Source organism: Imperialibacter roseus (assembly GCF_032999765.1).
GTDB lineage: Bacteria > Bacteroidota > Bacteroidia > Cytophagales > Cyclobacteriaceae > Imperialibacter > Imperialibacter roseus.
Window position 1 is genome coordinate 3,958,851 of the sequence record NZ_CP136051.1, and the last position, 14,782, is coordinate 3,973,632.

Annotated in this window: 10 protein-coding genes; 6 read left to right on the forward strand and 4 right to left on the reverse strand. The window is 46.3% G+C overall.

Annotation, left to right across the window (positions count from 1 at the left end; all coding sequences use genetic code 11):
* The first annotated feature begins 10 nt into the window (after nucleotides 1-10).
* The 6 genes from RT717_RS16595 to RT717_RS16620 all read left to right on the forward strand — a co-directional run bounded on the left by RT717_RS16595 (nucleotide 11) and on the right by RT717_RS16620 (nucleotide 8,539).
* Nucleotides 11-751, forward strand: coding sequence for an N-acetylmuramoyl-L-alanine amidase (locus tag RT717_RS16595; protein ID WP_317487502.1), 741 nt, complete (start codon nucleotides 11-13; stop codon nucleotides 749-751).
* Nucleotides 751-1,071 (forward strand): hypothetical protein, encoded by a 321-nt coding sequence (locus RT717_RS16600; protein ID WP_317487503.1) that lies wholly within the window; start codon nucleotides 751-753, stop codon nucleotides 1,069-1,071. Before RT717_RS16595 ends, RT717_RS16600 begins: the two co-directional genes overlap by 1 nt.
* A 463-nt stretch (nucleotides 1,072-1,534) precedes the next feature.
* On the forward strand, nucleotides 1,535-2,161 hold the full coding sequence (locus RT717_RS16605) for an RNA polymerase sigma factor (protein WP_317487504.1): 627 nt from the start codon (nucleotides 1,535-1,537) through the stop codon (nucleotides 2,159-2,161).
* A gap of 141 nt (nucleotides 2,162-2,302) precedes the next feature.
* Entirely contained in the window at nucleotides 2,303-3,355 is a 1,053-nt protein-coding gene (locus RT717_RS16610) for a FecR family protein (protein WP_317487505.1), read from the forward strand.
* Nucleotides 3,356-3,428: 73 nt separating this feature from the next.
* Complete coding sequence (locus RT717_RS16615; RefSeq protein WP_317487506.1) at nucleotides 3,429-6,956, forward strand: SusC/RagA family TonB-linked outer membrane protein; 3,528 nt, start codon at nucleotides 3,429-3,431, stop codon at nucleotides 6,954-6,956.
* Between the two features lie 38 nt (nucleotides 6,957-6,994).
* Nucleotides 6,995-8,539, forward strand: coding sequence for a RagB/SusD family nutrient uptake outer membrane protein (locus RT717_RS16620; protein ID WP_317487507.1), 1,545 nt, complete (start codon nucleotides 6,995-6,997; stop codon nucleotides 8,537-8,539).
* 138 nt (nucleotides 8,540-8,677) lie between these two features.
* On the opposite strand, the gene RT717_RS16625 is transcribed toward RT717_RS16620, so the two are convergent.
* From RT717_RS16625 to RT717_RS16640, 4 genes are read right to left on the reverse strand one after another with little or no spacing between them, the layout of a single operon-like run.
* Complete coding sequence (locus RT717_RS16625; protein ID WP_317487508.1) at nucleotides 8,678-9,121, reverse strand: RES family NAD+ phosphorylase; 444 nt, start codon at nucleotides 9,119-9,121, stop codon at nucleotides 8,678-8,680.
* Entirely contained in the window at nucleotides 9,118-9,576 is a 459-nt protein-coding gene (locus RT717_RS16630) for an antitoxin Xre/MbcA/ParS toxin-binding domain-containing protein (protein WP_317487509.1), read from the reverse strand. The genes RT717_RS16625 and RT717_RS16630 overlap by 4 nt, the downstream gene beginning before the upstream one ends.
* A 45-nt stretch (nucleotides 9,577-9,621) precedes the next feature.
* Nucleotides 9,622-12,321 carry an ABC transporter permease gene (locus tag RT717_RS16635; RefSeq protein WP_317487510.1) on the reverse strand — a complete coding sequence of 900 codons (2,700 nt, stop codon included), beginning with the start codon at nucleotides 12,319-12,321 and terminating at the stop codon, nucleotides 9,622-9,624.
* On the reverse strand, nucleotides 12,318-14,768 hold the full coding sequence (locus RT717_RS16640) for an ABC transporter permease (protein WP_317487511.1): 2,451 nt from the start codon (nucleotides 14,766-14,768) through the stop codon (nucleotides 12,318-12,320). The genes RT717_RS16635 and RT717_RS16640 overlap by 4 nt, the downstream gene beginning before the upstream one ends.
* Nucleotides 14,769-14,782: the final 14 nt, after the last annotated feature.

The following is a 14,782-nucleotide window of genomic DNA, read 5'->3' on the forward strand; positions in this document are numbered from 1 at the left end:
GCCTCCGAAAATGAATGACTATTTAACTACAATTCTTTCGATCAACAGCAGATCATCACTGCTTTTCATACTCCTGGTTTTTATTTCGGTGCTTTCGAATTGTGACAATGCCTCCGGTCAGCAAGAAAAGAAAGTCGTGAGTACTGTTGATTTCGCAGTCGATACCATCCCTACCCTCAACGCTACTAAGCTGGAATTGACAAAACAGTATTGTTTGGAAAACTATGGCGTGGCGAGCTACAAGCTGGACAGCCCAAAAATTGTACTGGTGCACTTCACTGTCATTCCAACACTGGAAGAAACCGTGGAGTACTTTCAGAAAGATTCCATCGAATCGAGCCGAACCAACATCAGCAAGTTTAGTCAAATGAATGTGGGCATTCACTACATCGTTGACAAAGACGGCAGCATCTATAAGCTCGTTCCCGACACCGTAATTGCTCGTCACGCCATTGGCTTCAATCATGTCTCCATTGGTATCGAAAACATTGCCAAAGACGCAGCTGATCTCACTCCTGCTCAGCTGGAGAGCAATGTAAAGCTGATTGCGGTGCTGAAGGAAAGAAACCCTGGTCTGGAATATTTGGTAGGTCACCATGAATACAACGACATCTCGCTGGCTCATTACAAGCTGTTTCTGGCGGTAGATGAGTCGTACAAACCACACAACAAGCCAGATCCGGGGCCAAAGTTCATCGCTGATCTCAGGGAAAAGCTCAAAGCTGAACACAACCTAACTTTTATGAAATAATGATCGCCCGCATTTGGCATGGCTGGACTACCCCGGAAAACGAAATGGCCTACCAGACCATTTTACTTAATGAGGTCATTCCTGGCATCAAGGCAAAGAATCTACCCGGCTTCAGAAAGATGCAGGTCATGAAACGGCCTGTGGATGGCGAAACAGAATTTACAACGATCATGTATTTCGACAGTCTCGAGAACATCAAGAGTTTTACCGGAGATGACTACGAAACAGCCTACGTTCCTGAAAGAGCCAGGGCAGTACTGAAGAGGTTTGATGGCAAAGCCATCCACAGAGAGTTGGTAGAAGAAACTTCTATTAGTTGAGCGGATTGCTCATCAAACCAACCCTGGATACATCGTTTCAATTAGCAAAATCAAGCCTGCTACGTATCACATGGATTCAGAGCACAACAGTGCTTTGTTACTCCATATTCGAAAGTTCCAAAGCATCAGGATTATTGACTTATTCTTAATTTAACTGTCATTTTTTGTCGCTTGTAACAACATGCTCTGCTTTTTAGGCTAAAAAAACGCCAACCTCGCATTCCAGACATTTCTAATTTTCTTTTAGAAAAACTAAAAAGCACTATGAAATAACACTATCATAACGTACTTTATTGGTCGGTATTTGTTCGGTTTAGTAATATTGATTAAAAATGGTGTTAACGCCCACAAACTGATAGAGCGAAATATTTCTGATCTATTAACTCAAGTCGGCGCATATTACATCTATTTAATATCTGTTAACGGTATTACTAGGCAATCACTTGCCTCAACCAGCTAAAGTATGTCTCAGTTCGTCACTATTAACGAGTATAGCGGTGAACCCAATCTTTGGGATCGGCTGGTTCGGTATGGAGACAAAACAGCGCTTAGATCAATCTACTCCGCCTATGCCCAACTCCTGTTCAACTACGGCATGCACGTGACGCAGAACAAAGATTTGGTCAAAGATTGCATTCAAGACCTGTTTTTAGAGCTGCTAAAAAACCACGCAACCCTCGGCAAGACCTCCTCAATCAGGTACTATCTGTACAAGGCACTTCGGCGAAAAATTATTTATGAGGAAAAGAAGATTACACGCCAAATGTCGAGCCAGGAGCATTTTTCAGACACAGATGGTGCCGAGGTATTCTTCGAATTTTCAGAAACAGTTGAAAAAGTTAATGCATTGAGCCGAAAGAAGCTTCTTCAGTCGGTTCAATCCTTGCCTAAAAGACAACAAGAGGTTATCCAATTAATTTTTTTTGAAAACCTAAGCAGAGACGAGGTTGCTGAGATCTTGGAAATTGACGCCAACTACCTGTACACCATTACCTGGAAAGCCATCAAGGCCCTGCGGAAAGTTTTGGTGCCTAAGCAGGTGATTCTACACCTCATACACATCCTCCTTGGCTTGTCTGCATTGAACTAACCTAATTCTACGCCAAAACATCTTCCTAAAAAACGCTGTTGTCGCCCTCAACCCGATAAATCAGAATTTTTTTCTCAAAAAAGGTAGAGATTCCATTTCTGCCTCCTTTTAGTATTAAACGTAGTCATAAAGCGAAAATTTATGAACCCTACCTTTAATACCGTAGAAGACCTAATCGTAGACAATTCCTTCAGAAAGTGGGTGCTTCAAAACGACCCCAAAGCAAAAGCGCAATGGAAGCAGTACCTTTCTGCGAACCCCGAAAAGAAAGAGCTGGTTGAAGAAGCCAAACAATTCCTCAAAAAGCTTCCAAGGGTAAACTATCAATTGCCCACCTCCGACTTAGAAATCATTTGGGCTCAAATTGAAAAAGCCTCCGAGTCTGAAATATATAATCAGGAGCAGACAATGGCGTCAACACCCACGGGTGCCCGGGTGCGGTCAATTTCCTCCAAATGGTACTACATGGCCGCCTCTATTGTCTTAATTCTAATTGCGTTCGGAATCAGCCAACGCTACAGCAGCCTGCTAGGAGACACAACTGTGTCTTTCCACACAAAATATGGCGAAAACCAAACGATTGAACTGCCCGATGGATCGGTGGTGACTCTGAATGCCAACTCGAGCCTGACCTATAACAGCGAACACTTCGATGACGACCGCAGAACGGTAAAATTGGACGGCGAAGCCTTTTTCAAAATAAGCAAGCGTGCCTTGCCAGGCGGCGGCAAAATTAAGTTCATCGTTGAAACAGCCGACCTGGAGGTAGAAGTTCTGGGCACGGAGTTTAATGTGAACACCAGAAGGGCTAGCACAAAAGTAGTACTTACCGAGGGCCAGGTACAGATCAAGCTCACGAAGACCGACAGTGTAGGGCCAATCACCATGCTGCCCGGCGAAAAAATCACATATACCTCAGGTCAGAAATCGCCAACGAAGGAGCAAGCTAAAGTGAATGTTGCCACCGCCTGGAAAGAAAATGAACTCATTTTCGAAGACACCCCCGTGGGTGAAATTATTCACGTGCTGGAAGACAATTATGGCCTGAGAATAAAACTGAAAAAACCAGGGATTGCTGAGCGGCATTACACAGGGAAATTCAAAAATCCTGACCCTGAAGTCATTTTAATGGCACTCTCAGGTCTGTTTGACCTGAAACTTGAGCGCCGCAACGGAACTGTTACTCTAAACTAAAGCTGCCTATGGAAAACCAATGTAGAACAATTAAAGATCGAACCAGTACCAAGGAAATTAAACTGCAAAACTTATGAAAATCTCTACAAAAAAATTTTTGTACTCGGTAGGATTTACCTTTCTACTCCTACTCTACCACAGTGGAATTGGGCAACCTGTCGATGACCTTTTGTTGTCAGCAGACGCTAGCTTATCCAACACCTATACTATAGAAGAAGCGCTCGAACACCTGGAAAAGAAACACCAGGTATCGTTTCACTATGAAACACAAATGGTCAGGAACGCAAAAGTTTCTGGCGATCTGTCTGATTTCGATCGGGAAGACCTGCAAGATGCACTGAGCATTTTGCTGGAACCCTTAAAGCTCAACTTTCGCAAACTGGATGATAACTATTACCTGATTGTGAAAGACAATACCCCAAAGAAAATTGAAGGCCAAAAGACAGCGGGCTTTACCACCTCTCTTGACAGGGGGCCACTTTACGCTTCAATTGCCAAGATCAATTCGTACCAGCTACCAAAAATCCCCGTTTTAAGAGAGCAGACCATATCCGGTAAAGTAACAGATGAGAAGACTGGAGAAGGGCTACCAGGCGTAACAGTACTAGCCAAGGGAACCACAACTGGCACAACAACTGACATGGATGGTCAGTATCGCCTTACTGTTGGCGATGAAGTCACCACTCTTGTATTTTCATCGATTGGTTTTGTTACCGTAGAAGTTCCTATCGCTGGCAGGTCCACTATCAATTTTGCGATGAAAGAAGACGTGACCAGCCTGGACGAAATTGTAGTTATTGGTTACGGTACGCAAAAAAGGTCGGATTTAACTGGCTCTGTTGGTTCTGTGAACACGGATCAGCTTCAGCAGCGCCCCGCACCTTCTTTAAACCAGGCCATCGCAGGCAGAATACCCGGCGTGCAGGTAAATATCAACTCAGGTCGCCCTGGTGGAAAATCGAATGTAAGAGTTCGTGGCTTCAGCTCTATCAACTCTTCCAATAACCCACTGTATGTAGTGGACGGAGTGCAGTTGCCAGTGGGCAATCAAACACAACGGAGCTCCGCCATTGACTATATTAACCCCAGCGATATCGTTTCTGTTGAAGTGTTAAAAGACGCTTCCTCAACAGCTATTTACGGCGCCAGAGGTGCCAATGGCGTTATCCTTATCACGACAAAAAAGGGCAAGTCAGGAGAAGGCAAAATCACCTATGATGGAATCTTCAGTGTAAACACCTATGGCCCTAACAAGCCAGAGGTGCTGAACGCAAAGGAATACCTGGAAGTGGAAGACCTTGCCTGGCGCAACATGGAAAAATTTGACCCAGACGGTTGGGCTGCTGGCAAATGGGCGTATCTAAATCCTGCGCTAAAAAGGACGGATCCGAGGCTTTTCGATGCCAATGGCAATCCCTACTACGACACTAACTGGATAGAAGAAACAACGCAGAACAAACTATCCCAAAATCATCAGTTAAACTTCAGCGGTGGTGATGATAAAACGACCTACTCATTCTCTTTGGGTTACAGAGATGATGAAGGCTTGTACAGAACGTCGTTTATGACCAGGTACTCAGGCAGACTGAATATCGAAACCAAAGTCAAAAAATGGCTTACAGTGGGCGCTAACCTCAGCTATAACTACCAAAAAGAAAACAATGTCGACTATAGCGATCAGGTGCCACGCCGAATGGTGGAAGATTTCCCATTCCTTCCTGTGTACTATCCCGACGGCACCTACGCCGACAACAGAGACTACCCTTTTGCCGAAGGAACTATGAGCTCAGTTCACAACCTACTGGAGCGTGAATACCTGATCAGTACACAGACCATGCTGGGTAGTGCTTTCACCAACATCACACTGGCAGAAGGCCTGGTTCTTCGCACTGTGCTTGCTTCCAACATTGTAACCCGAGGAACACAACGCTATGAAGGTCGCACTATCCAGATCGGCTCCCAGGGACGTGCCTGGCTTGCCGAGGAAGAAGAAGACTTTTGGTCATTTGAAAACTATTTGACCTACACTAAGAACTTCGCTGAAATTCATTCCTTCACAGGCATGCTTGGTCTGTCATGGCAGGAGTCGAATTATTTTGGTCAGTCTTCAGAAATCAGAAATTTCTCAACAGACTACTTCAAGTACAACAACCTGGGAGCTGGTAGCCAGAATTTGGGTGTGGGATCAGGTGCCAACAGAGAAGCGCTCAACTCGTATTTCGGTCGTTTCAACTACAGCCTGATGAACAGGTACCTCATCACATTTACCGGCAGAGCCGATGGTTCATCTAAGTTTGGCGACAACAATAAGTACGCTTTCTTCCCATCAACAGCGTTGGCGTGGAGAATAAGTGAAGAGGGTTTTATGCAGAGTGTCCCTGCTGTCTCCAATTTGAAGCTTCGTACAAGCTACGGTCTGACTGGTAACTCAGAAATACCACCTTATTCTTCTTTATCATTATTGGGTTCTGGCTACGCAGCCATTTTGAACGACAGCAGAGTGGGTGGCACAGGCATCAATCGCCTGGCAAACCCTGACTTAAGATGGGAAAAAACGGCACAAGCAGACGTTGGCATTGAATTGGGCCTTTTCAAAGGGAGAATAGGCATTGAAGCTGACTATTATTACAGGAAGACCACAGACATGCTGCTTGATGCACCGGTTCCGCAGACCAGTGGTTATGCAACCATCCGCAGAAACGTTGGATCGATGCAAAACAAAGGGCTTGAACTTGCATTGAACACTGTAAACATTGAATTCAACAGGTTCTCGTGGAATACCTCATTCAATATTTCGTTCAACCAGAACAAAGTATTGGAACTGGCTACCCGCTCAGACATCTTTGGAGTGGGTGGTCCTGGCATCACCAACCAAACAAGCATTATTCGTGAAGGCGAACCTGCTGGTGCTTTCTGGGGCCTTAACCGCCTGGGCGTGTGGGGAACCGACGAAGCTGCTGAAGCTGCTGAATTTACCAGCTATAGAAATGGTCTGACTATGCTGCCAGGCGACATCAAGTATGAAGACGTGAACGGTGATAAAGCCATCACAGATGCTGATAGAATGATCATAGGCAATGGTAGCCCTAAAGGATGGGGTTCGTTCATTAACAATGTACGGTTCGGTAATTTCGACCTGACATTGGATTTACAGTTCATGTATGGCAACGATATCATGGACATGAACCTTCACTCAAGCGAAGACCGCCAGTCGCTGGCCAACAGCTACCGGACTGTACTGAACGCATGGACTCCTGAAAATCAGAACACCATGATTGCGCAGGTAAGAGACACCCGTGCAGGCTATGTAACCAACGTGGATACACATTGGGTGCAGGACGGCTCATTCATCAGGGGTCGAAACTTATTGCTGGGCTATTCCTTGCCAACAACAGCAGTTGAAAGAATCAAGCTTAGCAATGTCAGGATTTATGCTTCTACTCAAAACTTTTTCCTGATAGTAAGCGACGAAGTAATTGGTGATCCTGAGATTACCCCAATTCGTGGTAATGACAGTAACAATGTATTCTCGCAAGGGATGAAATGGCACGAGTACCCTAAGCCAACAGTATGGACAATGGGTATTCAGATAGGACTTTAGTCAGTGTCAGTTTTTCCAACCATAAAAAGACAAACATCATGAAGAAATATTCGATAAAAAACATAGGCAAAATCGTTTTGAGTGGCACATTGCTACTCTGGACAGGATGTTCAGGTTTTTTGGACGAAGAAGACCCATCTAATCTTACTCCTTCAAACTACTATACAATACCTGACCATGCGGAGGCAGCCGTCGCAGCCGTATACGATAACACCAGGTTCTATGGTGACGGTGCCGGTATCTTCTCTTCCAACTGGCAACTTTTGGAGGGCCCTACAGGTACGTCTACCACGGAAACTGCTCAAAACTCAGATTTGAACAACTTGTATTCTCTCACCTGGGACGGCAACACCGGCCACATTCTCAACTGGTGGAGAGGTATCTATCGCCTGGTTGCCCAGGCCAATCTGGTACTGGACAGGGTTCCAGACATAACGCCGATGGATGAGGCTCAAAAAGCCCGAATTCTCGGACAAGCCAGGTTTTTGCGAGCATGGGCCTATTTCTACGCTGTGAGGCTGTGGGGAGATGTTCCGTTGATCCTGGAACCACAAACGGCCTCCTCAGAGAACTTCTACCCGTCTCGTGCCACTCAACAGGAAGTATACGATCAGATTGTTGCAGATTTAATAGCTGCTGAATCGGCAGGACTTCCATGGACTGATGTGACCGGACGTGTTTCAACGTCCGCTGTCAAGGCCATGCTCGCAAAAGTGTACCTTACCATGGCTGGCAAACCGCTTGATAAAGGAACGTCTCACTACCAGTTAGCCGCTACCAAAGCCAAAGAGATTATCGATAATGCTGGTGAAATAGCACTTTTTGATACCTACGCTGAAGTCCATGACGAAAGCCTTGGAAACAGGAAAGAGCACATCTTCAGTTTACAGTACAATAACCTGGTGGCAGACAACCCAATGGGTAATATGTTCCCGAACTTTAAGCCTGTGAGCTATCGTGGCCCTTCCGGAACGGGTAGTACAGTTCCCACCTTGTCGTTCTACAACTCCTATGAAGACGGAGACATCAGAGCGGTGGATCAGGAAGGCTATTTCTATACTACCTACTACACCAATGGTAGTGGAGCACCATTTGACCTCGGCGCACCATATATCTTCAAGCATTTCAATGTTATTGCCAACGGCACAGAAGGGGTTCCTGGAACTGCCAAGGACAATCTCAATGTGCCAATGATTCGTTATGCAGAAGTGCTTCTGATTTATGCAGAGGCACAAAATGAAGTGGCCGGCCCCTCGCAAGCTACTTACGATGCGCTTAAGGCTATAAGAGACAGAGCGGGGCTGATAACTCCTGCTTTAGGAACGTTCAGTCAGGCTACCTTCAGAGAGGCTGTTTGGAAAGAGCGCTGGTTTGAATTCTGCTATGAAGGCATCACCTGGTTTGATATGATCAGGCTGCGAAAAGTGTTCAATGAAACCAACGGTGGGTTTGATGATTTTGTCGGGCACGTCAACCTAAACTCCGATCAGGCACTTCAGGCTAAGCATCTATTGTTTCCAATTCCAATACAGGAAATAGTGAACAACCCGAATCTCGCACCTCAAAATACAGGGTATAATTAACTAATCAATTAAACTCTGCTCTCCCCGGTTGCATTCATAGGGTTTTGCAATCGGGGAGTTTTTTTTCTGGCTCCCACCAAGTAGAAATACTTCCTACAAGCTTGGTCAAGCTTGTATTATAGCCGACAGGGCAAAGAATCAGAACCTCCTATCGAAGGAAAACTCCTCGGAACTAAGTAGCCTGATTTTTTTGAAGTCTTGATGGCCGGGATTCAAAATGTAGTTAAACTCCTGGGGAATAATAGCCGATGGGACTCTGAGCACAGCAGTGTTACCACTTTTCACCCATTTATCACCCACATTTCTTGTCGACACTTGTTGGGAAAATTCCCTCCAGTTGCCGGGTAGGTCATTTAAAACCGCCCTCTCAATAGCAAGATCATCGGGTATCTCAATCGTCATTACCCTAAATCCAGCATCAAGCCCTTCCCCACTCCTGTGCACCAAATTCTCCAGGCAGGCCAGTGACCTTGATCCGGCAGTATATATGACAAAAGTACCTTTTGAATTCCATCTTGCCACAAACCCGGAAGCATACATGCTTGTGCTAAACTTAGCCAGCGTAATCCGATAAACCTTCACGCTGTATCACCATGCTGAATGCGATCCAGCTCTTCGCTGATGAGATCAATACCATCAGAGGTTTTGATAAGGTGTAAAGGAGTACGATTATCAATGCCGAAGGCAGGCTTAATAAGCCAATTGAGGAAAGACGCTCGTGTGCCAAATGTATCAGCTCCTTTTCGGTAAAGAGCTACCAGCTTCAGCATTAGTTCACTTTTGGCAGGGCTGAACTTGATATGCTGCGCCTGATATTTATGAATAGTTTTAGGGTTAAGCTCAACGACCTCAGCCATATAATCGTGGTGACCAAAAAGCCCCACTACATCGTCAAAAATGGTAGCAGGCACCCCTTCAAGTGCTTCAAAGGCCAAGGTGGCGTGGTTAGAAACTCTTGGCCTAAGTCTCTGATAGATGACCTCAGGCTCTTCCGCCATCATCTTACGACCCAACCCATCCACATTATAGTTCTTCATAAAACGAAGATAGGAATTTTTTCCTGAAATAAAAGAATATTTTCTCTATTCAGTTCTCAGTGCATCAACCGGATTTTTCTCCGAGGCCCGTAACGTCTGAGAGGCGATGGTTACCACCCCCAAAAAAAGTAAAATCACAGCCCCAAGAAAGAGCGTGCCATAGCCCAATGCTACCCTGTTGGGAAAATTTTGCAGCCATAAATTATTAACGAAATAGCTCAAAGGGGCAGCTATCACGACGGAAACGACAAGCAATACCACAAACTGCCTGGACAATAGTAAAACAATACTAAGCCCCGAAGCGCCCAGCACCTTTCTAATGCCAACTTCCTTCGTTCTTCTTTCGGTGGTGTAGGTGGCCATACCAAGCAAGCCCAAACACGAAATAACGATAGCAAGAAATGCAATGACTCCGATGATGGTCACCAAATCGCCCATCCAGAGGTTCACATTGACAAGCTGGTCGTTGTAAAACTGATACTTGAATGGATGGGCCGGATCTATGGACTTCCACTTCGCCTGCATTGCCGCCAACGCTCCCGTTACATTGCCCGTGCTCAGCCGAATGTTCAAATAGCTGAAGTGGGTTGGCTCGTTGATAAACATTAAGGGGCCAATCTGATCCTGCATTACGGGAGTCTGAAAACGAAAGTCTTTCATGATGCCTATCACTTCTCTGGGTTTTTCGTATCCGTAAACCGTCACCAGCTCTCCCAGCGCATTAGCGGCAGATACATAACCCAGTGATTTGGCCCCGGTTTCATTGATCATAACAAACCGGCCAGCCTCGTCCACAACCGGAAGATTTCGACCTGCTACTACCGCAAGGCCCAGGTTTCCCAGAAACCCTGAGTCAACCCTGAGATACTCGAAAGCAATTGGATCACTCTCACTGTCGCTGGGCTTCACGCCAATGCCATTGGTCATAGCCATTGCAGGGAGAAACTCACAAGCCGAAATACCAGAAACACCTGGGATCGAACTCATTTCTGAAATGAGAAGTTGGTAGTCGTTGCCCTGTAAAGGCACGTTCACAATATTCTCCGAATCAAACCCATATTCAAACTCCACAAAGTGCCTGAACTGCCTGAAAATTAAAATAGAGGTGACAATAAAGAAAAGCGAGATGACAAATTGAAAGGACAGCAAAACTTTGCGAAAACCCAGCTTCGACCGACTGTCCTCATTTAGCTTTTTGAGGGATTTCAATGGAGAGAAACCGGACAACCTAACTGCCGGATAAAGGCCGGCAATGACGCCTGTTACAACAGCCAGACCGACGAAGCCAGCATAGACGACCGGGCTGCCTCCCAGGTCGAAATGGAGAAATTTATTGGCGCACAACCCCTCGAAGCCTGGTTTAAGAATCAGTAAAAGGGCAACTCCCATGACCAATGCCAGCAACGACGTAAGCACAGATTCGATCATGAATTGTGTGACAAGATTTCCCCTTTTGGCTCCGTTTACTTTTCTCACACCAATCTCTTTTGCCCTCGTCAGTGCCCTGGCTATCGATAAATTGGTATAGTTGAGGCAAGCAGTTAGCATGATTATCAGTGCTAAGAAGCCAAGGATGTAATAGCCCTCTACAGGGAGTTGAAGACTGGGCGGATTACCGACGAAAATACCCGGTGTTATTTTCGTGAGCGGTTGAGGAATCAGTTTTAGCCCTTTCAAGTCTTCATTGCCTTCATACTTTTGCACCACCAGCTGATCCAGAGCACTTATCAAATCAGTCACTGTTTTGCCCTCCTGGAGTGTAGCGTAGGTGTAACTGTACGAATACCGTTGCCAATCATCCACATGGTTTTCCGTCTTCTTTTCACGCTGCAACGCTGGTAAAGACGCAGTAGATACAAGCACATCAAACTTGAGATGCGATTTGTATTTCTCTGCATCCAGAACACCCGTGATAGTAAATTGTCCCCAATCAACGGGGCTGGAGCCCGTCTCACTGCCAAAGTCAAGCTGAATGATCCTAAGTCCCCGGTCAAAAAACCTGACGGGCTTACCCAACAAATCCGAATAAGAGCCATCGTTGCCAACAAGCCGTTTGGCTACCTCGCTGCTGATAATCATCAAATTAGGGGCCTGGAGGGACGCCGATTCGTCTCCCACTTCCAATTCGAAGCCAAGGACTTGAAAGAAAGTCGGGCCGGCAAAATAGCCTGTAAGTTCTATGCTCTTGTCGCCCACCACAAGTTCGCCACCAACACCCGGCACCAGCTGAGTGGCTGCCTCCACAATGGGGAAGTCCTGGGTTAAAGACTCTTCCAACGGAAAGGGGCTTGAAGCATTTGGCGCCGAAGACCTGGGGATTTTTGATAGAATTCGATAGGTTCTGTCCTTGCTGAGCGAGAATTGATCATAACTTTTCTGGTCTGCCAGCATCAATAATATGAGCATGCAAACCGACATAGCGGCAGCAAGCCCAAAAATATTGATGAGCGAGAATGCCTTGTACCTTAAGATGTTCCTCACTCCAACTTTTAAATAATTCTTGAGCATGGCTTTTCTATTTATTTGAAACCTATAAACCACGGGCCTCATAATGGCTGGCCGAAAAAGAAATAACACATCGGCAACCAATCGCCGATTGGCTTTGCGATAACCTGAAACGGCCAGCCTCTCGGCATGCAGTTCCATCAAATCGCCTTCTATGCCAGGAAGCAGGTCTGGATCGCAAAACCAGCGAAGGAATTTGAGTGCCCAATTTGGTGGCCGATTATTTAAATTCTTCATCATTCCATCCTTAGCGCCTCTACCGGATTTGTGCGGGAAGCCCTCAACGTTTGTGAGCCTATCGTTAGCAGTCCAAGAAGCAAAAGAATACCTGAACCTATAAAGACTGTTCCAAACCCAAATTCGACCCTGTTAGGCAGGTACTGTAGCCAGAGATTGTTGAGAAAGTAGCTTGCCGGTGCGGCAATACCTACTGATATAATCAGCATCAGCAAAAGCTCTTTGCTTAGCAACAATGCAATGGCGAGCTCCGGAGCCCCCATCACTTTACGAATACCCACTTCCTTGGTACGGCGCTCAACAGAGTAGGTAGCCATGCCCAGTAGCCCCAGGCAGGCAATCAAAACCGACAGAAAAGCGATAAAGCCCAGAATGGAAACGATGTCGAAAATAGCCTGATGGGTGGCAGCCAGCTGCTCATCAAAGAACCGGTACTTAAAAGGATGCACCGGGTCAACCGATTCCCATTTGGCCTTTAGCACCTCCACCGTACCCATTAAATCGTCAGACGAAAGCTTAACGTTCAAAAAGCCATACTGCTCCAAATCGCTTCGCATGGCCAATGGCGATATTTTGTCCTCATTGACCAAAATTTTAAACTGAAAATCTTTCACAACCCCCGCTACCTCAAGCGTATTTCCCCACTCGGTCTCATATAATTGTCCGACCATGTCGGCGGGGTGCTCAAATCCCATGACCCTCACAGCCGCTTCATTCACTAAAATGTGTTTATCCGTCCCTTGTCCGTGAGGCGGCAACGGTTTGCCAGCTATCAGTTTGATGTCCAGTGTCTCAATAAAGTGTTCATCGGTGCGCAGGCTCCCAAACTGGGTATACTCATCTTCGGAACCCAGCTTTCTCAAAGTAAAGTTGTTGTTGGTACCACCCGCTGGAATAATGTCGCAGGCTGAAATGGACGTTACCCCGGGAACCGACGAAAGCGCTGTTCTTACCAGCTCATCATCAACTCCCTGTAGTTCAATATTGACGATGTTTTCGGTAGCGAAGCCGTATTCGAAATTGATGTAGTGCTTGAACTGGCGGAAAATCAGAATGGAAGTAACGATGAAAAGCAGCGACACAACAAACTGAGACACTCCCAGCACTTTCCGTAAACCCATTTTTCCACGACCAGCCGTGGCATTGGCTTTCAAAACCTTTACAGGCTGATACGACGCCATGACAAACGCCGGGTACAAACCAGCAACAATTCCTATCGCCAAAGCGAAGCCCACAAAAATGAGGTAGATTCCCCAGCCCGTAGGAAAATCAAAGCTAAAGTGCTGATTCAGCCATAAATTCATGAAAGCTGGCTTCAGAAAAAGAATAAGTATCAACCAGGCAAAGGCCAGCGAAAGCAAGGACATCAGTACCGACTCACTCAGGAACTGGAAAACCAGATTGCCCCTGTGTGCGCCATTGGTCTTTCGCACGCCAATTTCTCTTGCTCTGGTAGTAGCACGGGCAATGGACAAGTTCATATAGTTAAGACAGGCACATACCAGCACCACAAGGGAAAGCAATCCCAAAAAGTAATAACCGAATGCTGGCAGTCGGTAATTGGTATCGTTGTTCTCCAGCCCCATAGCAATATCAGCCATCGGCTGGCCCTTAAAGATGATATTCCTTTTTCCTTCATCCTCCATGTTCTTGTACATGCGAACGCCAAGGGACTGCAAACCGGCCTGGAGGTCAGCTTCGGTGCCGGATTCGTCCATCACCACATAGGTATAGTTTTGCCAGTAATGCTCCCAGTTGTCGGTCAGGTTCTCCAGCTTGCTTTCCGTATACAACCTCTGCCGGGTAGCCATCGACATTAGCACATCAAAATGGATATGAGACCGGTAAGGCTCATCAGCAATGACCCCGGTTACTGTAAAGTTCCCCCATTCAACGGGTGCCGCTCCACCTGATCCATGGTCGAGCGGAAAAGGCAGTTGCCGGTCTGCAAAAGACACTACCTTGCCAAGAGCATCTTCTTGCCCAAAAAGATTGGCCGCCAACTCGCTTGACAGCACAATTGAATTCGGGGCCGACAGTGCTGAGATTTTGTTACCTTTTTGAAGATCGAAATCAAATACTTCAAAAAATTGCTTTTCGGCAAAATAGCCACGCATTTCCAGGAGCTTTTGCCCGTACTCCACATCCCCTCCCACACCAGGCATCAAATGGGTGCTTTGTTCGACGGCCGGATACTCAGTTCGCAACACCTCTGCTAGCGGAAAGGGAGAGGTAGCATAAGCCTGCCTGAAATCTTCCGAATCGGTCAGAATCCGGTAAATCCTGTCCTTTTTTGAATGAAACTGGTCATATCTGTGCTGGTCGGCCAGCATGAGAATCACCAGCATACACACCGACATGGCCACTGCCAACCCGAATACATTAATGAAGGAAAACGCCTTGTACTTAAGGATATTCCTCAGACCCACTTTGAGATAATTCCTGAACATACCGTAACTGTTTA